This is a genomic window from Flexivirga oryzae, from assembly GCF_014190805.1.
In the GTDB taxonomy this organism is placed as follows: domain Bacteria; phylum Actinomycetota; class Actinomycetes; order Actinomycetales; family Dermatophilaceae; genus Flexivirga; species Flexivirga oryzae.
In genome coordinates this window covers 1,041,395-1,064,673 of sequence record NZ_JACHVQ010000001.1, presented here as the reverse complement: position 1 = coordinate 1,064,673, position 23,279 = coordinate 1,041,395, and the positions used below count along the sequence as shown (strand labels likewise).

Annotated in this window: 20 protein-coding genes and 1 pseudogene; 10 read left to right on the top strand and 11 right to left on the bottom strand. The window is 67.8% G+C overall.

From position 1 onward, the window contains the following. Positions 1-16 precede the first annotated feature (16 nt). Positions 17-1,894 (bottom strand): APC family permease, encoded by a 1,878-nt coding sequence (locus tag FHU39_RS04865; RefSeq protein WP_183319315.1) that lies wholly within the window; start codon positions 1,892-1,894, stop codon positions 17-19. 88 nt (positions 1,895-1,982) lie between these two features. Between FHU39_RS04865 and FHU39_RS04860 the strand changes: the two genes are divergently transcribed. Both FHU39_RS04860 and FHU39_RS04855 read left to right on the top strand, forming a co-directional pair. Further along, positions 1,983-2,465, top strand: coding sequence for a hypothetical protein (locus FHU39_RS04860; RefSeq protein WP_183319314.1), 483 nt, complete (start codon positions 1,983-1,985; stop codon positions 2,463-2,465). Between the two features lie 4 nt (positions 2,466-2,469). Then, positions 2,470-3,537: a tellurite resistance/C4-dicarboxylate transporter family protein gene (locus tag FHU39_RS04855; RefSeq protein WP_183319313.1), complete on the top strand. Its 1,068-nt coding sequence runs from the start codon at positions 2,470-2,472 to the stop codon at positions 3,535-3,537. A gap of 731 nt (positions 3,538-4,268) precedes the next feature. Here the strand turns inward: FHU39_RS04855 and FHU39_RS24040 are convergent. From FHU39_RS24040 to FHU39_RS04825, 7 genes and pseudogenes are all read right to left on the bottom strand, one after another. Continuing rightward, a pseudogene (locus FHU39_RS24040) lies at positions 4,269-4,958 on the bottom strand (FAD/NAD(P)-binding protein); the annotation flags it as partial. A gap of 34 nt (positions 4,959-4,992) precedes the next feature. Beyond that, positions 4,993-5,976 (bottom strand): TauD/TfdA dioxygenase family protein, encoded by a 984-nt coding sequence (locus tag FHU39_RS04850; RefSeq protein ID WP_183319312.1) that lies wholly within the window; start codon positions 5,974-5,976, stop codon positions 4,993-4,995. A gap of 49 nt (positions 5,977-6,025) precedes the next feature. After that, positions 6,026-6,892 (bottom strand): ABC transporter permease, encoded by an 867-nt coding sequence (locus FHU39_RS04845; protein ID WP_183319311.1) that lies wholly within the window; start codon positions 6,890-6,892, stop codon positions 6,026-6,028. 11 nt (positions 6,893-6,903) lie between these two features. Then, positions 6,904-7,083, bottom strand: a complete 180-nt coding sequence (locus FHU39_RS04840; protein ID WP_221185137.1) for a hypothetical protein — start codon at positions 7,081-7,083, stop codon at positions 6,904-6,906. A gap of 88 nt (positions 7,084-7,171) precedes the next feature. After that, complete coding sequence (locus tag FHU39_RS04835; protein ID WP_221185136.1) at positions 7,172-8,569, bottom strand: MFS transporter; 1,398 nt, start codon at positions 8,567-8,569, stop codon at positions 7,172-7,174. A 239-nt stretch (positions 8,570-8,808) separates the two neighbouring features. After that, positions 8,809-9,396 (bottom strand): TetR family transcriptional regulator, encoded by a 588-nt coding sequence (locus FHU39_RS04830; protein ID WP_183319309.1) that lies wholly within the window; start codon positions 9,394-9,396, stop codon positions 8,809-8,811. Positions 9,397-9,455: 59 nt separating this feature from the next. Further along, entirely contained in the window at positions 9,456-10,643 is a 1,188-nt protein-coding gene (locus FHU39_RS04825) for an aspartate aminotransferase family protein (RefSeq protein WP_221185135.1), read from the bottom strand. Between the two features lie 266 nt (positions 10,644-10,909). Here FHU39_RS04825 and FHU39_RS04820 point away from each other — a divergent pair, with 266 nt between their 5' ends. After that, positions 10,910-12,220: an MFS transporter gene (locus FHU39_RS04820; protein WP_221185134.1), complete on the top strand. Its 1,311-nt coding sequence runs from the start codon at positions 10,910-10,912 to the stop codon at positions 12,218-12,220. On the opposite strand, the gene FHU39_RS04815 is transcribed toward FHU39_RS04820, so the two are convergent. Genes FHU39_RS04815 through FHU39_RS04805 form a run of 3 tightly spaced genes read right to left on the bottom strand, consistent with a single transcriptional unit; the run spans position 12,217 to position 15,936 of the window. Then, the gene (locus FHU39_RS04815) at positions 12,217-13,452 is read right to left on the bottom strand and encodes a helix-turn-helix domain-containing protein (RefSeq protein WP_183319307.1); all 1,236 of its coding nucleotides are present in this window, start codon (positions 13,450-13,452) and stop codon (positions 12,217-12,219) included. The genes FHU39_RS04820 and FHU39_RS04815 overlap by 4 nt on opposite strands. Positions 13,453-13,475: 23 nt before the next feature. Next, on the bottom strand, positions 13,476-14,414 hold the full coding sequence (locus FHU39_RS04810; RefSeq protein ID WP_183319306.1) for an alpha/beta fold hydrolase: 939 nt from the start codon (positions 14,412-14,414) through the stop codon (positions 13,476-13,478). Then, positions 14,407-15,936, bottom strand: a complete 1,530-nt coding sequence (locus FHU39_RS04805; protein WP_183319305.1) for a flavin-containing monooxygenase — start codon at positions 15,934-15,936, stop codon at positions 14,407-14,409. Before FHU39_RS04805 ends, FHU39_RS04810 begins: the two co-directional genes overlap by 8 nt. Positions 15,937-16,164: 228 nt before the next feature. Between FHU39_RS04805 and FHU39_RS04800 the strand changes: the two genes are divergently transcribed. The 7 genes from FHU39_RS04800 to FHU39_RS04770 all read left to right on the top strand — a co-directional run bounded on the left by FHU39_RS04800 (position 16,165) and on the right by FHU39_RS04770 (position 23,103). Next, the gene (locus FHU39_RS04800; protein WP_183319304.1) at positions 16,165-16,923 is read left to right on the top strand and encodes a transporter; all 759 of its coding nucleotides are present in this window, start codon (positions 16,165-16,167) and stop codon (positions 16,921-16,923) included. Further along, positions 16,920-18,302, top strand: a complete 1,383-nt coding sequence (locus FHU39_RS04795) for a flavin monoamine oxidase family protein (RefSeq protein ID WP_221185133.1) — start codon at positions 16,920-16,922, stop codon at positions 18,300-18,302. The genes FHU39_RS04800 and FHU39_RS04795 overlap by 4 nt, the downstream gene beginning before the upstream one ends. Then, positions 18,299-19,699 (top strand): NAD(P)/FAD-dependent oxidoreductase, encoded by a 1,401-nt coding sequence (locus FHU39_RS04790; RefSeq protein WP_221185132.1) that lies wholly within the window; start codon positions 18,299-18,301, stop codon positions 19,697-19,699. Before FHU39_RS04795 ends, FHU39_RS04790 begins: the two co-directional genes overlap by 4 nt. After that, on the top strand, positions 19,696-20,811 hold the full coding sequence (locus FHU39_RS04785; protein ID WP_183319303.1) for a zinc-binding dehydrogenase: 1,116 nt from the start codon (positions 19,696-19,698) through the stop codon (positions 20,809-20,811). The genes FHU39_RS04790 and FHU39_RS04785 overlap by 4 nt, the downstream gene beginning before the upstream one ends. Positions 20,812-20,883: 72 nt before the next feature. Beyond that, positions 20,884-21,441, top strand: coding sequence for a type IV toxin-antitoxin system AbiEi family antitoxin domain-containing protein (locus tag FHU39_RS04780; RefSeq protein WP_183320892.1), 558 nt, complete (start codon positions 20,884-20,886; stop codon positions 21,439-21,441). After that, on the top strand, positions 21,438-22,304 hold the full coding sequence (locus tag FHU39_RS04775) for a nucleotidyl transferase AbiEii/AbiGii toxin family protein (protein WP_183319302.1): 867 nt from the start codon (positions 21,438-21,440) through the stop codon (positions 22,302-22,304). The genes FHU39_RS04780 and FHU39_RS04775 overlap by 4 nt, the downstream gene beginning before the upstream one ends. Before the next feature lie 502 nt (positions 22,305-22,806). Next, positions 22,807-23,103, top strand: coding sequence for a hypothetical protein (locus FHU39_RS04770; protein ID WP_221185131.1), 297 nt, complete (start codon positions 22,807-22,809; stop codon positions 23,101-23,103). The last annotated feature ends 176 nt before the right edge of the window (positions 23,104-23,279 follow it).

The window sequence follows — 23,279 nt, the reverse complement described above, 5'->3', positions numbered from 1 at the left end:
ACGACCTGGACTGCGGTCAGACCTCGGCGAGCGCGTCCGCCGGACTCCCGCCGGCCGCGTTCGACTCCACGATGTCCTTCATCTCGTCCGTCGCGAATCCACTGCGCACACCCCAGAGGTACGCCGTGATGCCCAGCACCAGCTCGATCAGGCTGCCCCACGGGAAGCCCAGCGACGGATCCTGCAGCGGGCCGTAGACCCCGTAGTAGGAAACCACCAGCGTGCCGAGCAGCAACCAGAGCAGCCACGCGGTGCGTTCGATGTGCAGTCGGCCGGTGCTGTTGGAGAAGACCCACAGGAGCGCCGAGAAGATGATGAGCGCGGCCGCGAACGCGATGAAGTAAGGCCAGAAGCCCCAGCCCCCCGCGCGTTGGCCGCCATCGCTGGTCAGCACCCAGCCACCCTCGATCGCCAGCCAGACCCACACCACGAAGAACGCCACCCCGAGCACCATCGCGGGAACCTTCGGCACCCATTCCTCGTGCCACGCGTAGTACCACGCAAAGATCGGGAGCCCGATGAACGTGGCGGTGAAAACGTTGACCAACGTTGAGAACCCCGCCCAGTACAGGATCATCGCCGCCGCCAGGAAACCGACCCCGGACCAGAAGTTGTGCTGCCGGAGCCGGAACGGGCGCGGCAGCGACGGCGCGGTCCTGCGCATCACGGGCAACCCCACGCCACCCATCATGTAGGTCAGAACCGCTGCGGCACTGATGAATCCGACCAGTTGATACCAACTCGGCGCGGGCACGAAGAACACGCAGCCCACGACGCTGGAGACGATGAGCGCGACCCAGGGGACGCCGAACTTGTTGTTGGATTGGAAGGCCGGCGGGATGTTCCGGTGCACCGCGAGCCCGTAGCCAGTGCGCGTCGCGGTGCCGAGATAGACCCAGCCGGCACCGAGCGGCGACACGGCCGCATCGATGATCAGCAAGGTTCCCAGCGCCCCCAGCAGCGCCATGTTGGCCGAGTCGAGGGCGTGGAAGAAGGGGCCGTCGGCCCACTTGCCGGACTCCAGCATGTTCCAGTCACCGGGGTGCAGGCCCATGCTCTTCCAGTTGAGCGCTCCGACGAAGGCGACCTGCAGCAGCGTGTAGAGGACGCCCGGGATGACGACCGAACCGAGAGTTGCGAGCGGCACGTTGCGCTGTGGCCGCTTCACCTCGCCGCCGTAGTCGAGTGCCTGCCGGAAACCGAGCAACGAGAATATGATCCCGCTGGTGGCGATGGCATGGAAGATCGGCGCGACGCCCTTGGGGACGAACCCGCCGTAGCTGTGGAAGTTGTCGGCGTCGAGCACCAGGAACAGACCGAGGAAGGTCGCGGTCGGCAGCACGAGCTTCCAGATGGTGACCCACTTGTTGGACTCGGACAGGAACTTCGCGCCGTAGAAGTTGAGCACGAAGAACAACAGCATCAACAGCACGCCGAAGACGATGCCGTTGGGCCAGGACAGGATGTCGACGCCGTTCTTCTTCTCCAGGAAGTCCATGCTCGGCCACTTGCCACCGAGATAGGTCACGACGGCTATCGCCTCGATCGGCGGGATCGTCACTGCCGACAGCCAATACGCCCATCCGATGATCCAGCCGGCATACGAGCCATGGGTCAGATACGTGTAGCGGACGATCGCACCGGACCGCGGCAGCATCGCCCCGATCTCGCAGTAGGCCAAGGCGATCAGGAAGACGAGCACCGACGCGATGAGCCAGGCGAGGATCGCCGCCGGGCCGGCCACCCCGGCGGCGCTCAGCACACCGAACAGCCAACCGGAACCGATCTGCGCGCTCACTCCGAGGAAGAGCAGCTGCGTCAGCGACATACTTCGTTTCAGACCACGATCCGCGTGTTCGAACTTGCCCAGTCCTACGCCCTCGTCGTCATCCATCTTTCGACGCTACCGCCGGTCGGCTCGGCTACCGGTCGGTTCGGGCTGGCGAATGGGGATCCAGCCGGGCGCATTACCGTGGACCACGATGAGTGAGTCAGCACACCTGCCGAGCGGGATACGCAGCGCCGTCCCGTTCACGGTCATCGCCGCTGTCGGCATCGTTCTCGGTGGCGCGGTCTCCGCTGCGAGCGCACCCAACGCGAACTACACCGCGTCCTGGGCCGTCGCGTATCTCGTCCTGGTCGTCGGGATCGCCCAGCTCGCACTAGGGGTCGCGCAGGCACTGCTGGCGCCGGAGCCGCCGTCGTCGCGGACGATCGCCGCGCAGGTCCTCACCTACAACCTGGCGAACGTCGCAGTGCTGGTCGGCACCCTCGTGGGTCGGACGGTCATCGTCGACCTCGGCGGCGTGTTGATGCTCGTGTCCCTGGTGCTGTTCATGTGGGCCAGCCGCGGAGCACGAACCACGAACACGTGGCTGCTGTACGGGTTTCGGGTCGTGGTCGCGATCCTTGTGGTGACGACCCCGATCGGGCTCATCATCTCCGCGGTCCGGGGTCAGGCATAAGCCGATGACCGGTCCGCGGGGCAGCCTCCGTGCCGCGATCTCGGCTGCCGTCGCCACACTCAACCCGGGCTACTTCGCGCTGGTCATGGGCACCGGCATCATCTCGATCGCCATGTGGGACAACGGACACCATGCGTTGTCGCGCGTCATGTTCGCCCTGGCGATCGCCAGTTGGGTCGTGCTCGCGGCGCTGCACTGCTGGCGCATCACCGCCTATTGGCGCCTGCTGCGCGCCGACTTCACGGACCCACGAAGGGGTTTCGGCTTCTTCACGTTCGTCGCGGCCACCGACGTGGTCGGCGCGCGAGCGGCACTGGAGGGGTTCCGGACGCCGGCGATCTGCCTCCTGGCGATCGGCGCCCTGACCTGGTTCGTGCTGGGTTACGTCATCCCCTGGACGGCCGTGCTCAACCCATCGGTCCGCCCCGCGCTCGGTGGCGCCAACGGCTCCTGGTTCATCTGGGTGGTGGCCAGCCAGTCGGTCGCCGTGCTCACTGCCGCACTGGAACCCACGATGCACACCGGTCGCCGGGTCTTCGCGCTGGTCGCCGTCTTCTCGTGGGGCGTCGGTGCCTTCCTGTATGCCGCCGTCGCGGTGCTCGTCATCGCGCGGTTGTTGCTCTACAAGCTGGAGCCCGCCGATTTCACTCCCGTCTACTGGGTGGCGATGGGTGCCACCGCGATCACGGTGCTCGCCGGTGCCCGGATCGTGCAGATGGCGGACGCGCCGATGGTGGCCGCAACACGCGGCCTCATCGCCGGATCCTCAGTGATCTTCTGGGTGTTCGGCACCTGGCTGATCCCGGTGCTGTTCGCGGCAGCGTGGTGGCGGCACATCACGCACCGCATCCCGTTGGTGTATGACGCAACGCTGTGGAGCATCATCTTCCCGCTTGGCATGTACGCAGTGGCGTCGTACTATCTCGGCCACGTCGATCACCTGCCGATCGTGGGCGACATCGGCTCGGTGATGGCGTGGGTGGCGCTGGCCGCATGGGTCATCGTCTTCACGTCGATGGTCTGGCATCTCGTGACGACGCTGGTGCTGCGCCGCGGGTCCGTCGGCCACTGATCGGGGCCGCCGACCGCGTCGAGCCGATCCAGGACGGCCGTGGCGAGTGCGTGGGCCTGCATGCGGATCTCGGGGATCGCGGTGGACTCCCACAGGTCACCGCGCAGCAGTGCACCCAGGGCCCACACCGGCGCGGTGGTACGCCCCCGGGAGTCGACCAGGCGCCCTGCACGGGTCCGCAGACCCAGCCCGGCCGTGCTGACGACACCGAATCGCACACCGCCGGTACGGGTCCGGAGAAGGTTGTCGACGAGCGGGTTGTTCCATGCGCGGATGTCGGTGCGAGGGCCCGTGGCGTTGATCACCCAGCCGACGTCGCGCTCGGATCCGTCATCCAACGTGACGTGCAGACCACCACCGGCCAACGCCCGAACCCGTTGCACCGTCGCGGCATTCACGGTCAACCGTCGACTCTGCAGCAGCCCGTCCAATGCCTCGGCGCTTCGCGGTGGCATGCGGTGCCGCATGCGGTTCCACGCGCCCGCATCCTCGGCCAGGAACGCCATGCGGTCCGACTCGCTGAGGCGCGACCACAAGGTGCTCAGCTGGTGCCGCAAACCGTCGACGCCGGGCCGCCAGTCGCCGGTGGTCGCCTCGACGTGACTGATGTGGGCGGCCATCCGCCGGCGCAGCTCGGCAATACTGCTCCCCCAGTCCGCCACATCCGGGATGACCGGCGGTGCGATCACGGCCGCGTGCCGGTGGGGCCGCACACCGGACCGGCTGATCGCGTGCAGCACCCGGCCCTTCCGAGGCCGCTGACCGAGGGTCGCCGCGATGTCGACCATGGTCAGGCCGGTTCCCACCAGCAGCACGTCCGCCGGACCAGTCCGGTCCCGCGACACCACGTCCAGCGCCCCGGGGACCCACGGATCGGCGATGAAGAAGTCGCTGCGCACCAGCTCGTCGGGTGCCCAGGAGAACCCCGGCCTGCTGAGCCCGGTTGCCAGCACCACGGCATCGGCCTGGATCCGGGTGCCGTCGTCCAGACCGACCAGCACGCTCCGGGCCCGCCGGTCGAGCTGCACCGCGGTGCCCGCGCGCACCCTGAGGCGCACCCGCCCTTCGGCGTTGGCCAGCGCGGAACGCACCGTGTGGTCGAGGTACTGCGCGTAACTGCGCCGCGGTGCGAACTCGTCCGGGCCCGCGGTCTCCGCGCAAGTCCGCCGCCGCCATGCGACGAAGTGCGCGGGGTCCTCGGGCAGGGCACTCATACCCGCCGCCGGCACGTTCAGCAGATGCGCCTCGTCGCGCGTTCCGAACGCGGTCCCGGCACCGAGCGTGCTGACCGGGTCGACCACCACGACGTCGAGACCCGACGATCGTTGTGCGGCGGCGCGGGCCAGGTGCAGCGTCATCAGCGCACCTGCGGCTCCCGCCCCGACCACCACCACTCGTGGTCCGGCTGCGGTCGTGATCATGACTGAGTCCTGTCCACCCGGCGTCGGCATTCGATCAGGAGGCGAAGGACGCGATGGGTGAGTAGTGACTCGCGTCCCCCTTACGGGTCGAGCTCCGCACACCATCGATGCTCACCGGCACCTCTCCGGCCAGGGTGATGCGATGCAGTCGGCGGTGCTCACGGGCGTCGTAGTCGTCGACCGCATAGTGCTGGGTCGCCTGGTTGTCCCACACCGCGAGGTCGCCCTCGCGCCAGTTCCACCGAACGGTGTTGTCCAGCCGGGTGACGTGCCGCTGGAACAGCCGGAAGAGGTCCTGTGAGTCGTCGCGGGTCAGCCCGACGAAGTGCTGGATGAAGTGGCCCAGGAACAGCGTGCGCTCACCGGTGACCGGGTGGATGCGCACGACGGGGTGTTCGGTCTCGAACTCCAGGTGCCGGAACTCCTCCCGGTATGCCGTCTCCTTGACGTCGATCCCGCCGAGGCGCTTCTCGTCGTGCTCGGCGGCGTAGTCGTACAGGTTGGAGTGGACCGCCCAGAGCCGGTCGGCGAGTGCTTGCAGCGCCGGGTGGAGTTGTGCGTAGGCCCGGGTGGTGTTCGCCCACACCGTCGTGCCACCGTATGGCGGCAGCTCGACCGCCCGCAGCAGTGACGCCGAGGGGATGCGGTCCACGAAGGTGACATCGGTGTGCCAGCTGTTGGCCTTGCTGTGATCGGAGTCGATCAGCAGGACCGCGTCGCCGTCCCCCGCGACCGTGGGGTGCGGTTTGGTGAGTGTTCCGAGCAGGGCGGCGAAGGCCCGCTGGTCGGCGTCGTCGGCGTGGTGCTGGCCGCGGAAGAAGATCACCTGATGGGCAGCCAGCGCGGCCTTGATCTCGGCGACCTGTGCGGGTGGGACATCCGCGCCGATCGTGACGCCGCCGATCTGGGCGCCGATGTGGTCACCGACCTTGCGGACCTCGATGTGGTCGTAGTCGGGCAGCGGCACGGCCCGGGTGGCGATGGAGTCGGTGGTGAAGGTGTCGAGCTGAGCGGTCATGATGCGTCCTTTCGGGTGGTTCGGGATGAGTGGGTGGTGGATCGGTCGGTCAGACGCGCCAGCGGGAGAACCGGCGCTCCGCGAGGACGAGCAGGTAGTTGAAGGCGAGGCCGATGACCGAGATCGTGACGATGCCGGCATACATCTGCGGGATCTGGAAGTTGTTCTGTGAAGCGATGATCACATAGCCGAGACCTGCTTTGGCGCCGACGAATTCGCTGGTGACCAGGACGAGCATCGACACCGCCCCTGCCAGCCGGATGCCGGTGAAGATGGCCGGCGCCGCCGCCGGAAGGATCACCTTGACGAACAGCTTGCGGCTGGACAGGCCGAGCGACCTGGCCGACCGGATGAGCAGCGGGTCGACGTCGCGGGCGCCGCTGATCGTGTTGTACAGGACGGTCCAGAAGCACGCGTAGGCGATGATCATGATCTTGGAGAAATCACCGATGCCGAGGATCAGCGTGAACACCGGGATCAGTGCGACCGCAGCCGTGTTCAGGAAGATGATCAGCAACGGGTTGAGGATCTCCGACAGTGTGCGGTACCACGCGATGAGCAGGCCGAGTGGTATGCCGATGGCGATCGCGATGGCGAACCCGGCGAGCGATCGGTGCAGGCTGGCCGAGATGTCGGTCCACAGGACGCCCGATCGGGCCAGGTCGACCAGGGCGTCCAGCACCGTCGTGAACGGCGGCAGGAAGGCTTCCTCCACCCAGCCGAGCTTCGGGGCGACCTGCCACAGCACGAGGAACACGCCGATGGCGGCAACGCGTTTGGCGACCGTCGCGGCGCCGCGACCGGCCCACGCGAGCGGGCGCCCGACGCGTGTGGTGATCGGTGTGCTGCCCTGGACCGGGGCGGCCTCGGGTCCGTGCCGTAGCGCGGGATCGATGGGGGTGAGCGTCTGGCTCATGGTTGTTCTCCTCAGTGTGCGGCGACGGTCTGGCGGCTTCCGGCGACCTCGTCCTGCAACAGCTGCCAGATGTGGTGCCGCTGCTCGACGAATTCGGGGGTCGAACGCCGGTCGCCGCCAAGGGTCGAGTCGGGTGGGTCGATGTCGACGATCTGTTTGATGCGACCGGGCCGCGACGTCATCACGGCCACGCGCACTTCTGTAGACCTAGTTCAATATGTGAACCGCCTTGAGCACGGACCTGCAGCACGTCCCGAAGGCGATCGACAGCATCGCCCGTCACACGACGGCGACGCCCCCACGCCGTGTGGCCCGAGCGCGCGACCGCACCACAGTGAGCACGATGAAGCCGGCGAGCACTGCGGCGACCCAATAGCTGTCGCCGTACAGGCTCTTGGCGGCCACCTCGGTGGTGGAGCCCGAGACCGGCAGGACCGACGCGCTGAGGACGCCGGTCACCAGCGCGGTGCCGAAGGCGAAGCCGACCGCCATCGCCGTGCCGGCGACACCGGCCGCCATCCCCGCCTTTGCTTCCGGCACGGCGAGCTGAACGAGGGTGAATCCGGCGGCGTATCCGATGCTGCAGCCGAGCCCGACCATGGCTGCCCCGACGAGGTATTCCCACACGCGGTCGTGGGCGAAGGCCAAGAAGGCGAACCCGGAGATGCAGGTGCACGCGCCCAGGATCAGCACCGGACCGCCACGACCGCGGTTGGCCGGACCGTCCGCGATGACACTGCCGACGAGGAAGGTGAGAGCGAACGGCAGCATGAGCAACCCGGTCTGCAGTGCACTGAGACCGAGGCCGTAACCCTTGCCGGCCGGCAACGTCGACGGTGCGACCTGGGCGAAGGCGCTCAGCAGCAACAGGAATGCCGCGTTGACAGCGGCGAACAGACCGACGCAGGTCGAGGCGGCGACGACGAACGGGGCTTTCAGCACGGCCGCGTCGAACACCGCAGCCGGCGAGCGCCGCTCAACCCGCATCCACGCGACCCCGCCGATGATGCCGAGCGCCAGCGGGATCAGCGCGCCGGTGCCCCACACGAGGCCCTGGGTCAGCGCCAGCAGGATCGCCGCGACCCAGGCGATCATCCACACCGTCCCGAGCACACCGATGCGTCCCGTCGGCTCGGCCGGCGGAGCGTGCGGGATGGCCAGGAACGCGATCACCGTCGTCGCGACAGCGGCCACGGCGAGGAAGATGAAGATGTCGCGCAACGAGAGGTGCTCGACCGTGTACCCGCCACCGATCATCCCCAGGACGATGCCGATCCCCGTGGCGATGACCAGCACGGCCACGGCAATGGTCAGACCGCTGTCCCCGAGGTTGCGGCGCAGGAAGCCGAGCGGCAGCAACTGCGCCGCACCACCGAAGCCCATGATGACCGAGCCGATCAGCAGTGTGGGATACGAGTCGCCGATCGCGGGGATGGTGGCACCCGCCACGAGAAGGGCTGATGCGATCACCGCCGCATTGCGGTCGCCGTAGATGTCCGCGACCCGCGGCAACAGGATGAAGCTGACTCCGCCGCCGAGGGTGAGCGCCGTGTACAGCCAGGTCGTCTCGGCGACGGTCGTGAGGCCGTACTGATCCTGGATGGTGGGCAGCAGCGGCGGAAGGAGGAAGACGATCGCATTGGTCAGCATGACCAGCAACGCGCCGATTCCGATCATCGCTCGCTTGTTCGCTGGCGCAGACACACAGCGAACGGGCGGTGCCTCGTTCGTGGGCCGGAGGTTGGTCATGGCGGGTCCTCGCGTCTTTGTTCATACGACTTAGTCGTTTGATCATATTGCTGAGTGACTTGTGTCACAAGGCCTTTCGCGCAATGGGTTCCAGCCGTACGGCCCGGACGTCCAGAAAGGGTGGTGACGGACTCGCCGTCACCACCCCGCTGTCGAGCAACCCGCTGTCAGCGACGCCGTCGACGCAGGTATGCCGTCAGCATCGCTTCGGCGGTCGCCGCCTCGCGCAACGCTCGCTCCGTGTCGCCATGGGTGAACAGCTGCAAGGAGAGACCGTCGAGCATGGCCACGATCATCCGCGTGACCGTCTCGAGCTCCTCGTCCGGAAGCGGGGTCCTCGCTCCAGCCAGGTAGCCCTTCCACGAATCGATGAACATGTCGTAGACCCGGACGGCGAAGGCCCGATCGTTGCGCTCGGCCCACAACAGGATCTCGATCTGGGCACGGGTGGCGGCCGGGTTGTCGATGCCCCAACGGACCGCCTCGGCGAGCAGTCGGGTCGCGATGGCAGCAGTTGCCTGGCCGGGCCCGGTGACCTTCTCCACGTTGATTCGCACGGTGTCCGCGAGACTCTGGAAGACTGCCCAGAGCAGGTTCTCCTTGGTCTGGAAACAGTAGTGCAGGGTTGCCAGCGGTGCCGCCGCCTCGTCGGCGATCCGTCGAGTGGTTGCACCATCGACACCGTCTCGAGCGATCACCGTGATGGCCGCATCGATGAACTGCTGGCGCCGGACCTCTGTGGGGACGTGTGGCACGCCGATTCTCCCCTTCGACTCAGTCAGATGAACATGTCGAAGACTACCCCGACCGTCGGTCACGTCCGCGTAGCTCGGAGCCGGCCCAGCACTGTCGAGAGCGCCTCGGCGGTCGCCCGGACGTCGGAAGCGGAGTGCGCCGCGGAGAGGAAGACCTTTCCCGAGGGCATGAACAGGAAGCCCTCGCGCAGCATGCCCGCGAGGATGAGTTCCCACAGGCCACCGGTGCCGTGCAGGCCGGTGCCGCCGCCACTGGGAACGTACTGCAGCAGCGACCCGACCCGGTGGAGGGCGCCGCCCCCGGGCTCCTCGGCGAGCACGCCGCCGACGGCCCGTTCGAAAGCTGCGGAGGTCGCCTCCAGTGCCTCGTAGAGACCGGGCTCGGCCAGGGCGGTCATGGTCGCCGCGACAGCAGCCAGCGCGATCGGGTTGGAGTTGAAGGTGCCGGCGTGGACCACACCGGAGGTGACCTGGTCCACGAGGTCGGCGCGGCCGACGACGGCGCTCTGGGTGAACCCGCCGGCCATCGCCTTGCCGAAGACGGAGAGGTCCGGTGGTACGCCGTACTTCTCGGCCGCGCCCCCGCGCGCGATCCGGAAACCGGCGATCACCTCGTCGAAGATCAGCACGACCCCGTGCCTGTCACACAGCGACCTCAGGGTGGGCAAGAAATCCGGGGCCGGGGCCTCGACGCCGCCATTGCTGAGGATCGGGTCGATCAGGACCGCCGCGATGTCGCGCTCCACCGCCTCGCCGAGCAGGCGGCCGGCCATCGCGACGTCGTTGAACGTCGCGACCAGCAGATCGTCCAGTGCACTGGGCGACTGCCCCTTGCTGGCCGGCAGGGCCGGCTTGCCGCTGTCGGATTCGTCGAGGCCGGCATACACACTGTCGTGCCAACCGTGATAGCTACGAGCGAATTTGAGCACCCGGCGCCGACCGGTCGCGGCTCGGGCAAGGCGCAGGGCGACCTGCACGGCCTCGGTCCCGGTGTTGCTCCAGAGCAGCCGTTCGCCGTGCGGTACTGCCGCGAGCACCCCTTCGGCGGCGAGGTACTCCAGCTCGTGGCTGGTGCCGACGACCTGCATCCGGGTCGCGACCTCACGTACCGCCTCGACCACTCGAGGGTCGCTGTGCCCCAACAGTATTGGGCCCCAGGCCATCACGTAGTCGACGTACCGGTCTCCGTCCAGATCCCAGACGTGCGCACCGCGCGCCTCACGAACGAAGAGGGGGTGTGGCTTCATCGAAGCCCGTAGCCCCGACCCCACTCCCCCGCCGACGCTGCGCTTCGCCCGCTCGAAGGCGAGTCTCGAACTCTCCAATGCCACCTCGGCCGGTCCTTCCGCGCGGTTCGCCAAATATGTTCGCTTGACTTGATCGTTTGACCGAGTATGACGTGGGGCATACCCGTCGTCAATGCCTGGCGAGACGAGTCATGGCCTTCCGCAGCGAATCCGGAGTGCACGATGCACCACCTCGTTCGAAGCCGGGTGCGCGGTGTCGTTGCCCGATGCAGGGGCGGATCGCGACAGTGGCCTACGTCACGATCACCCGAGAGGAGCGCACCATGTCGTTGCGCGAACCAGGAGTCCGGCCCACCGACGAGGCGAGCACGACCGACACCTCAGCATGCGCCCCGACCGCCAAGAGCCGCTGGTCGGTGATCGCCGCGTATGCCGCCATGGCGGCCGCCTCGCAGGCGATACTCGTGAACTACGCGCCGGTGACCGGCGACGCCGCGCATCACTTCGGCGTGTCCATCACGGCGATCGGCTGGCTCTCGCAGGTCTTCCCTCTCCTCTACGTGATCGTCGCGATCCCCGCCGGTCTTGCGCTCGACCGGTACTTCCGTCCGGCCCTCGTCGCGGGCGCGGTCCTGACCGTGGCCGGCAGCTTCCTGCGACTCGTTGCCGACGACTACTCCTGGGCACTCACCGGACAGCTCGTCGCCGCCGTCGGGCAGCCCTTCATCCTGAACGCGGTCACCGGACTCGCCGTGGTCTACCTCGTGGCGAAGGACCGAACCACCGGTATCGCCATCGCCTCGTCGGCGGTGTTCGCCGGCATGGTCGCGGGCAATCTGCTCGGTGCACTGCTGCCCGGCGAGGAGCACATCCGAACCCTGACGGTCATCACGGCGGTCATCGCGATGGCTGCCGGGCTGTGCCTGCTTGTCGCACTCCGCTTCGTCCGAACACTGGCCGGCACCAACGCCATTCCCGCAACGAACGGGCTCCGGTCCTTGCGCGCCGCCTTCGGCAACCGCCACCTGCGGCGGCTGTGTGCCGTCGTGGCGATCCCGATGGGTGCGTTCATGGCGCTCACCACCTACGCCCAGCCGATGCTGGAGCCCGCGGGTGTCTCCGAGACGAGCGCCGGACTGATCCTGGCGGGCATGATGGTCGCCGGCGTCGTCGCCAGTGCCGTGGTGCCGGTCTGGGCCGACCGCCACCGCCGCGAGGTCCGGTTCATGGGGGTCAGCATCGTCCTGACGGCGGGTGCGTGCCTGCTGCTGGCCTGGGCTCCGAGCACGGCGATGGCCTACGTGATGCTGATCGGCGTGGGGCTCGTCCTGCTACCTGCCCTGCCGATCGTGCTGGCGCTCACCGAGCGGCACGCCCCGGAGGCAGAGGGCACGGCCGCCGGGCTCATCTGGCTGTCCGGCAACCTCGGCGGCGTCGTGCTGGCCACCATCATCGGGGTGCTGGTGACGCACGCGTCAACGGCGTTCGTCACCCTCGCGGCCCTCATCCTCCTCGCGGCGCCGGCGCTGTGCCGCTACCGCGGCGTGGAGCGACCGTCAGGCGCCGACGCGGCCTAGGACCCGGCCACTGCCGCGATGTCGGGCGCCACCTCCAGCACGAGCAGCGCCGCCGCGACGTGGGTGGGGTTGTCCTCGACCTTGACCGCCGACAACTTGTTCGCGCGAGACACCCGGCGTTCGACCGTGTTGCGGTGGGCGTACAGCGTGGCCGCTGCCCGCGTGGTGTTGAAGCCGCACTGCACGTAGGTGAGCAGCGCTTCGCGCAACTCCGCGTCCGCCTCGGCCAGGGGACCGAGGGTGTTGGTGACGAACCGCTGGGCGGTGGCCCGGTCCCGCGTCAGGGTGTCGATGAGTTCGACCTCGGCATACTCGGTGAACCGCCGGGCCGACCCGAGCCGGATGATCATCGCCTGGGCCGCGAGGGCGTCCTGGTGGCTGGACCGGAAGCCCTCCAGACCGTGACCGGGCCGTCCGACGGTGGATTGGACCGGTTCCGCTGCGGCCAGTGCCTTCTCGACCGGATTCAGGTCCGGGCCGCTGGGCCCGGAGAGCCAGATCCACCGCGACGTCGTGCTGGCGCGCGCCACCAGTGCGCGCTGTCCCGCCGTCGTGTCCCGGACGGCTGCGACGGCCGCCTCGAGGGCTTCGACCTGCGCCGGATCGTCGGTCCACAGGACGAGGGCCTGGTGCCAGCGCGCGAGCCGGTAGTTCAGGCGACCCTCCGCGAAGTCCTGCGGGACGGAGGCGCCGTTCGCGATCAGCTGGATCATCGCGACCGCGTCGGAGTCCGCGTTCGCCATCGCGTCGGCGACGCTGGCCTCTCGGGCAGCGACCATCCAGTCGATGGCGTACTGGGCCATGGATTGCGCGATGATGTCGAGAATCTCCTCCAGCAGGGCCGGGTCGGAGCACTGCGCCAGGCACTCCCGGAGCCAGCGCCGCCAGGAGATCGCGAGGCCCACCCGCCATCCTTCGGCGAAGTCCGGGGCGATCCCGCGCGAGGTGAGATCACGGATGTAGTCCGTCGTGCGGGTGCTGAAATACAGCTCCACGCGGTGGCCCGGGTGCTGGATGTTCGCGGTGAGCCACTGGACGAGGTCGGAGTGGCTGATCTGCCGGTCCTCGTTGGTCAGCGAACCGTCCGCGAGCAGTGCGGTGTCGTTCTGGGCGTTGAGCGCCGGGGCGATCACCGCTGCGGCGAAACCCTCGGCCTCGGCCAGCAACTGCTGGGAGACCGACCGGATGACGTCGGTTGCCCCGGTCGAGGGCGCCGGCCACAGTTCGTCCATGACCGCAGTCTGCACCGATCCGGTCAGGAAATCTCGACCTGAGCGCCTCCCGCACTCACCCGATCGGCGTGGCCGCAGAGGTACCGCGTGATGGGGTCGACCAGCGCCTCGGGTAGGTGGTGTCCCATTCCGGGAATGACCACGTGTTGTGCCGACGGGATCGCCCGGGCGGCGGCGACGCCGCCGCTGGGCGCGACCATGAGGTCGCGGTCGCCGTTGATGACCAGGGCGGGCGCCGCGATCGTGCGCAGTTGGGCGGTGCGATCGCCGGAGCGCTGGATCGCCTCGATCTGACGCGCCACCCCGGCGGCCGGGTCGCCGGCGCTGCGGTCCCAGCCGCGGGCCGCGATGGCGGCCTCCGCCGCGTCGTCGATGGGGTATGCCGTCCCGGCGATGTGCTGGGTGATCCGCAGATGCGACCGCACCGCATCGGTACGGGTCTTCGCCTCCGGGGACAGCACGAGGATCCGGATCGTCGACTTCGCGGGCTGGCCAACCTTCGTCGAGCCGGTGGTGGAGTAGATGGACGTCAGCGACAGGACCCGCTGCCGCTCGGTGGCGGCGATCGTCTGCGCGATCATGCCGCCCATGGACCGTCCGGCCAGGTGGATCCGGTCGATCCCGAGGTGGTCGAGGACGCCGACGCAGTCCTGGGCCATGTCCGCCAGCGTGTAGGCGTCCCTGCGGGGACGGGCGAGGATCTGCCGCCAGATCGCGGGCGGCGGTGCGGTCGCGAAGGTGGACCGGCCGACGTCACGATTGTCCATGGTGATCACGCGATAGCCCCGCGAGACCACCGACGACACGAAACTGTCACCCCAGAAGGTCTGGTCCTCGCCCAGTCCCGCCACGAGCAGGACCGCAGGGTCGGTCTTCGCCCCGTGGTCGCGGAAGCAGATCGTCATACCCGAGGCGAGCTGCGCGAACTGGTCCAGCTCGTCGGTCTCCTTCTTCTCAGACATCGGCGGTGCTCCGAGCGTCGACGGTCCAGACGGCGGGCCGGGCAGTGCCGAACCGGAGGTGCTCGTCGAAGACCGGCCCGCGCAGTGCCTTGGCGTCCTCCTGGTACGACATCGCCATCCGCCACGGCGCCGACACTCCCTGCTTCGGCAGGAACTTGGCGCCGCGCTTGGCATACCCGGACTGGAGGTCCATGACCGGGCGGTGCTCCATGTCCGGGTCTGCGACCGGGACGGCGTCGACGTATCCGTGCGCGTCCATGTGCTTGACCAGATCGATGAAGTAGCGACACATCAGGCTGACCTTGAGGGTCCACGACGAGGTGGTGTACCCGATCGCCATGGCCCAGTTCGGGATCCCGCTCAGCAGCATCCCGCGGTACGCGACCGCGTCGGTGATGTCCACCTCGGTGCCGTCGAGCGCGATCGGCATGCCGTCGAAGAGCTGCATGTTCAGGCCGGTCGCGGTCACGATGACGTCGGCCTCCAGCTCCTCACCGGACTCGAGCAGGATGCCGCGCTCGGTGAAGCGCACGATCTGGTCCGTGGCGACCGAGGCGTTGCCCGCCTTGATGGCGTCGAAGAAGTCGCCGTCGGGGGCCAGGCAGAGCCGCTGGTCCCAGGGGTTGTACGGCGGGTTGAAGTGCTTGTCGACGTCGAAGCCCTCCGGCAGCCGTTTGCGGTTCTCGCGGCGGATGAAGCGGCGCCCGGCGTTGGGGAAGCGTCGCAGCCACACCACCCAGCCGCGCTCCAGCCAGATGTTCTTGAACCGGGTGGCCGCGTAGCCGCGCTGCTCCCCCAACACCTTGGTCAGCGCGAGCGCGACACTGTCGACCCGGGGCATCGACATGATGTATGTCGGTGTGCGTTGCAGCATGGTCACGTGGGCGGCGGCCCCGGCACCCTTGAGCATGGCGGGCACCATGGTCACCGCGGTGGCGCCGCTGCCGATGATGACGACCTTCTTGCCGGTGTAGTCGAGGTCCTCGGGCCAGTGCTGCGGGTGTACGACGACCCCGCCGAAGTCCTCGCGCCCGGCGAACTCCGGCGAGAAGCCCTCGTCATACCGGTAGTAACCGGTGGCGGCGAAGACCCAGCCGGCGCGGATCGTGCGCGTCGTCGTCCCGGCGGCGTCGGTGACCTGGACGGTCAGCGTCCAGGTCGACTCCTGCGACGACCAGTCGGCCCGCACGACACGGTGGCCGTACCGGATCAGGCCGGTGAGCTCGTTCTCCTCGACCGTCTCGCGCAGGTAGCCCTTGATCAGGTGCGCGTCCGCGATGGCGTTGTCATGGCGCCACGGTTTGAACTCGTAGCCGAACGTGTGCAGGTCGGAGTCGGAGCGGATCCCGGGATAGCGGAACAGGTCCCACGTGCCGCCGATGTCGGCGCGGCCCTCCAACACGGCGATCGACTTGGTGGGGAGCTCGCGGGTGAAGTACGTCGCCGCCCCGATCCCGGAGATTCCGGCTCCGATGACGACGATGTCGAACTCCTCGACCGCCTGTGACACCTGAGTTGTCATGACCGCTCGCTCCTCGCTGTTGCATTCCTGATTCCGACCACTGTCACCGTCCGGGACCCCCGTCACAACGACAGCGCGCACCTGCTTCCGCCGGCGCGAGTGCAGCGTGCACCGACTTCGGCCGGACACAACCCGATTCCGCGCCGAACCATTGACAGCAGGTGACGCCGGTCACAAACTCGCTCAAGTGATCAAGTCAAACGAACAAGTCAGGAGAGGAGTCAACTCATGAAGGATCTGCTCTTTCTCGCGGCCGATCTGTGGTTGATGGCGACGACGTGGATCTACGGGGCCAAACTCTGGCGCAACTACCGCAATCAGCTGTTGACACTCGAGTACTTCGTCGTGGCCGTGTCATCGACCAACTTCCTGCTGTGGTCGCTGCTCAGCGGCAAGAAGTCCAGCCCGATGTATTACTTCGCCTACGACTTGGACGCGTTCTCGCGGTGCTTCGGCATAACCCTGCTCCTGGTGATCGGCCTTCTCGCGGTCACGCACGGCTACAAGCCACCGACGGCGGTTAAGGCGGGTGCCACGGTGCTCGCGTTCGCAGGCGCTGTGATCTTCGGGCCGATGCACAGCGACGACCTGCCGCGCGATTTCCCGCACCTTGCGCTGGCCACGTTCTACGTCGTCGGGAACCTGCTGACGACGTGCTTCCTCCTTTATTTCGCGACGCGCCTGTGGCGGGCGGGCGCGCAACGCCTCGCGGCACTGACCGCCGTGGTATCGCTCGCGGCGACCTACGTGGCGCTCACCTATGACTTCTTCTACCACTTCATCCCGGGCGCCAACGGCGAAGCCGACCTGAACCGGTACCACACCTGGCTCTACACCGATGACTCGTCCCGAACGATCTTCTACACCATCGCGCTCACCGTCTGGGGCTTCCAGGCCATCACCTACTACTACGGCTACAAGACGATGCGCGCGCACCACGATGCCACGGACGTTGCGTCGGCGCGGACCGTGGAGGTCGTGTCGTGAACGCGCCTGAATCAGTCGATGTCGTGATCGTCGGCGCTGGCTTCGCTGGGCTGACCGCGGCGCACGACCTCGTGGACCAGGGCTACTCGGTGGTCGTCCTCGAGGGCCGCGACCGCGTTGGCGGGCGCGTGTTCACCGGCGAGATCGCCGGGGTCAAGGTCGACCTCGGTGGCACCTGGGTGGCGAAGGAGCACGACGCGATCCGCGCGATCGCCGACCAGGTCGGGTGCACCACCGTCAAGCAGTTCGCCGAGGGACGCAGCACGCTGTGGCTCGCCGGCAAGCGGAGCACCTACAAGGGCACCATTCCCAGGCTCTCGCCGGCGGCCCTGGTGAACATGACCCGCATCCAGATGGCCCTGGACAAGTTGGCGAAGACCATCGATGTCGAAGCCCCGTGTAACTCCCCTCGCGCCGCCGAGCTCGATGCGATCTCCCTGGAGGGGTGGCTCGATCGCAAGCGCGCCCGCACGACGACGCGCGCGCTGATGACCATCGTCACCAAGGTGGAGTTCGGGTGTCAGACCAGTGACGTCTCGCTCTTGCACATGCTGCGCACCATCCGTGCTTTCGGCGGCTTCGACCACATGCTCGACGCGGAAGGCGGGATGCAGGACGCGCGGTACGTCGAGACCACGCAGGAGATCGCCGTCCGGTACGCCTCGCTTCTCGGCGACCGGGTCCACCCGAACTCCCCCGTCCGTCGGATCATTCAGGACGCGGACGGCGTCGCGGTCGACACGGACACCGCCCAGTTCCGGGCCGAGTACGCGATCGTCACGACGGCCACCGAGCACCGCGCCGGCATCGAGTTCGAGCCCGCGCTGCCCGAGAAGACACAGGGGCTCATCCGGTCGTGGGGCCTCGGCGCGCTGAGCAAGGCCTTCGTCGCCTATGACAAGCCCTTCTGGCGAGCCGACGGGTTGTCGGGCGAGGCCCTGACCGACACCGGGACGGTCTTCATCACCTTCGACGTCTCGCCGAGCCCGAACGGTCCCGGCGTCCTGATGGCGTTCTGCGATCCGCGCGTGTTCGACGTCCACCAGCCCGAGACGCGCAAGGCCCAGGTCGTGAAGCAGCTCACCGACCTCTACGGCCCCGAAGCCGCCCGGCCGATCGACTACATCGACCACTGTTGGAACACCGACTCGTTCGCGCGGGGCGGCCCGAACCCCGTCGTCGGCCCCTACGCGACGACGCGCTACGGCAGCGTCCTGACCGAGCCCCACGGCCGGGTCCACTGGGCCGGCACCGAGACCGCGGGCGAGTGGACGGGCAGCATGAACGGCGCAGTCCTGTCCGGCCAGCGCGCTGCCGACAACGTCGCGCGGCTCCTCCCTGCAACCGAACCCCTCGATCGAAAGGGTGCGTACTCATGAAACAGGACATGTCGAAGATCAAGCTGCACACCTTCAGCGGTTGGATCGACCCGCCGACCGACCTACAGCCCGCCGTCAGCGGTGAGGTGACCTGCGATGTCGCAGTGATCGGCGGCGGTGTGGGCGGGATGGCCACGGCCACGCGGCTCGCCGACCGCGGCCGGGACGTGGTCCTGCTGGAGGCGGAGTTCTGCGGCTACGGCTCCAGCTCTCGCAACGGTGGCCACATCTCCGGGGCTCCCGGCGGCGACCTGCGGATGCTGAAACTCTTCTACCCCAAGCTCATGAAGGGCATGGTGGTCCTGGCCGACCGGGCCGCCGAGTACCTCCAAGCCCAGATCAAGGACCACCGGATCGACTGTGACTATGTCCCGAACGGGCTGTCCTTCGGGGCTATTTCGCCGATCCAGATGCTGCGTGTCAAGGCCTGCGCCAAGATCCTCAGGGACGCCGGGGGACGCGGTCAGGTGGGGACGGCCGAGGAGATCGGCATACCGCGCGCGTTCGTCGGCGGGATGCGGGAGGGCGTCGGTGGGATGCTGAATCCCGGCAAGCTCTGCCGTGGTCTGCGAGGTGTCCTGCTGGCCGGCTCGGCCCGCGTCTACGAGCAGAGCAAGGTCACCGACATGCGTCGCGAGAGCGGGAAGATCGTCATCACGACGCCCGGCGGTGCGGTGATCGCCAACAAGGTGGTGCTGTCCACCAACGCCTACTCCGGCGAGTGGGACATCACGCCCAAAGGCCTGTCGATCCCCGCGTGGATCATCGAGGTGGAGACCGAGCCGATCGACCCCGCGCGGATCGAGGCGCTCGGCTGGACCAGCCGCTCCGGCGTGCTCAGCCAGCACCAGATCATGGAGCACTTCCGCGTCACGGAGCGGAACACGATGGTCTTCGGTGTGCGCCGACTCGAGCGGGGCACCAGCTACCCACTGCCCGAGAACAAGGCGCCGGATCCCGGTCTGGTCCAGGAGCTCGCGGATGCATTCCACACGCGTTTCCCGTCGCTGGCCGACGTGAGGGTGGCCCAGGCGTGGGGTGGCTGGATCGCGATCACCTCGTCCTGGGTCTCCGTCGCCGGACAGACGGGTGACGACGTCTACTACTCATGTTGCTGTAACGGGCACGGTCTCGCCCAGGCGCCGTACATCGGGTCGCTCATCGCGGACTACATCGTCGACGGGAAGCGCCATGAGGACCTCCAGACGATCTGGAAGGACGAGCCGAAGTTCCCGCCGTTCATGATGATGGGCCGCGCCGGCCTGCGGACCGTCTGGGTCCTGGACCGGATCTGTGACGCCTTCAACGGCAACAAGCGCCGCGCACAGCGCGGCGCCGCCAGCGCAGAGCGCGGCGAGTTCATCCCGATCACCGAGGGACAGGTGCAACTCTTGTGACCATCGAATTCAGGGCCGCGGTCTTCCGGACGGCGAACACACCGATGACGATCGAGACGGTCTCCATCCCGTCGACGCCCCCGCCCGGCGAGGTGCTCGTGCGCATGAGGGCCAGCGGCCTGTGCCACAGCGACCTCCACGTGATCGTCGGCGAATGGGAGGTGCCCACGCCGATGATCCTTGGCCACGAAGGCGCCGGCGTCGTCGAGGCGGTCGGCGAGGGCGTGAGCGGCGTCGCTCCGGGTGACCACGTCATCCTGACGTGGACGCCACCGTGTCGCCGGTGCCGCTACTGCGTGAGCGGCCGACCGGTCCTGTGCGACGAGGTCGCCCGGCACTCCGCCAACCACCTGTCCTCCGACGGGAGGACCCGCATCAGGACCGTGGACGGCCAGGAGGTCTACAGCTTCGCCGGCACCGGCACCTTCGGGGAGTACACCATGGTGCCGGAGTCGGGCGCGATTCCGGTGCGCGCCGACGCTCCTTTCGAGCAGGCGTCTCTCGTCGGCTGCTCCGTCACCACCGGCGTCGGCGCGGCGATCAACACCGCGAACGTCCGCCCCGACGAGACGGTGCTGGTCCTCGGCTGCGGCGGCGTCGGTCTCAACGCGATCCAGGGCGCCCGTCTGGTCGGCGCCCGCCGGATCATCGCAGCCGACCTCTCCGACACGCGGCTCGAACGGGCGCGACACTTCGGTGCCACGGAGGTCGTCAACACCTCCGAGGAGGACCTCGCCGAGCGGGTGCCACAGCTCACCGACGGGCGCGGCGTCGAGGTCGCCATCGAAGCGATCGGCCTCCCAGCGACCATCGAGGCCGCGTATGCGTCCTTGGCCCGCGGTGGCCGGGCCGTCGTCGCCGGACAGGTGCCCGACGGCTTGACCATCACGATCGACCCGTTCGTCATGTCGGACTCCGAACTCCAACTCATCGGCTCGAACTACGGTTCCAGCCGACCGGCGATCGATTTTCCGCAGCTTATCGACCACTACCTGCACGGCCGCATCGACCTCGACGCGCTGGTGACCCGGGTCATGGGCCTGGACGAGATCAACGACGGGTACGACGAGCTGAAACGCGGCATCGGCATTCGCTCGGTGATCAAGTACTGAAGGTCGGTGACACGATACGTCCTCAGTTACACTTACATGTAGACGTTTCATGCCGGAGAGGTGGTGACGACGATGTCCATGCTGAGGCCGGGTAGGGCCGAGGAGGCGGGCCTGTCGCGCAGTGGGCTTTACCGTGCAGCGCGGGATGGCCGGCTGGAGCGGATCGCGCGGGGCATTTACCTGCCGGCCGATGCTCCGGCGGCGGACTGGGACTGGATCGAAGCGGCCACTCGTCGCCCGGATGCAACGATCTGCTTGGCGTCGGCGCTCGCTCACCATGAGCTCACCGATGCGATTCCCGCAGCGTTGGATGTCGCGATCCCGCGCGGGTCGCGCACGCCGGTGAGCACAGGTGCGATCGCGTGGCATCAGTTCGATCGGGCCACGTTCGACATCGGCCGGGAGGCGATCCCGATTCCGGGCACGGATCAGACCATTGGGATCTACTCACCCGAGCGGTCGATCGCCGACGCGTTCCGGTTGCGTGGCGAGGTCGGGTACGAGTTGGCACGGGAGTCGTTGAAGGAGTGGCTGCGCCGCGGCGGGAAACCTGCTCGATTGATGGAGATTGCCTCTCAACTACCTCGGGCGAAGTCTCCAACCCTTCAGGCCTTGGAGGCGCTGGCGTGAGCGTGGGCGATGAGGTGTTCCGCCGCATCCAGTCCGCGGCACGCTCCGCCGCGGCGAAGGCTGGGACGGGTGCGCCGACACAGGAGTATCTGATCCGGCACACGCTGGAGTCGTTCCTGGACCGCCTCAGCCGCACCGCCCATGCCGAGGACTTCGTGCTCAAGGGTGGGATCCTGCTGGCCGCCTACGGCATACGGCGCCCGACCAAGGATGCCGATGCGAACGCCATCGGTGCCGACGTCACACTTGAGCACCTCATCGCAGTGGTTCACGACATCGCCGCCGTCGAGACCGATGACGGGGTGGTGTTCGATCTCAACTCGATCAGCGTGCAGGTGATCCGCGAGCACGCCGACTACCCCGGATTCCGTGTGCGGGTCGGTGTGTCGATCGGGCCGTGGAACGGCGCCGCTGCGTGGGATGTCTCCACCGGAGATCCGATCGTGCCCGCTCCCCGCAAGGTGCATATCGACCGTGTCCTGGGCGACCCGATCAAGCTGCTCGGCTACGCGCCAGAGACCACGATCGCCGAGAAGGGCGTGACCATCCTCGAGCGGGGCATCACCAGCACCCGATGGCGCGACTACGTCGACATCGTCCAGCTCGCCCGGCAGGGCACGGACACTGACGAACTGCTCCGCTCCGCACGAGCCGTGGCGCGCTACCGCGGCGTCACCCTCGAGCCCATCGCGCCCTACGTCGTCGGCTACGGACAAGTCGGTCAGACCAAATGGGCGGCCTGGCGGCGCAAAGAACGACTGGAGGCAGTCTGCGAAGCAGACCTCGACGAGCAGATGGCACTGGTGGCCTCCTACCTGGATCCCGTGTTCAGACCGGGGGACACCGCGCCGCCTTGCAAATAGCACGCGTCCGTGCCCAGCTGCAAGACGTCCACGCCACCTACACCGATGCGCTGGCCACGGTGCGGAAGCAACTCAACCGCCCATCTTCGTCTGGATCTTCCTCAGCCCAGAACCCGGCCAGATCCGCACCGAGCTCGACGAGCCCTTCGCCAGCATCACCCAACCAGGATGAGACCTGGCAACCCAAGTCGCCGTAGCAGAACCGCTCCGGCGGCGAAGCAAGGAGAACCTACTCGAACCACATGCTGATGCCAGCAAAACTCCTGGTCAGCCCAGGGTTGTCCACGCCCGGAACCGACTGAGGCCGCCCTCTCGGACGGCCTCACAAGCGTCGATCTGCACTTTCGACAAGAGCAACTGGGTGGAGGTCCGGGGAGCGCATTACAAGAAATCTGTGCAGGTCAGGGCGTTGGAGGCGCTGCTGCGTAGGTTGCCGAAACCCGGATCTCCCCCTCCGACGGCGTTGACAGCTCGTCGACCAGCGACCGCCCACCAACTCGACGTGCAGCAAGTCCAGGCGCTCATCGACGGCTATCGCGGTGGGGCGACGGTCTATCAGCTCGGTGGCCAGTTCGGCATCGATCGGCGAACGGTGAGCACCGTCCTGAAGCGACACGGCGTCCTAATACGCAAGCAGGGCCTGACCACTGAGCAGATTCAGGAAGCCATCCGACTGTACGAGAGCGGGCTCTCGCTTGCACGGGTCGGGCAGGTTGTCGGCGCCAGCGCCAAGACAGTCAGCGCACGCCTGCGCGAGCACGGCTTGCACGTGCGCAACCGCCACGGCCAGCCGAGGTAGCGCGTACCGACCCACGAGAACAAGCGTTCGCGCCGGGGCAGATGATCGGCACGACTACGACGGCCTCCTCGCTGCCGATCATGGGTGGTGAGCATGAGCTCGACAACGTGCGTTGCCTGACAGATGACGTAGCGAGCAGCGTCGACGCGCCAAGCAGCCGTTGCCGTCGAAAGAAG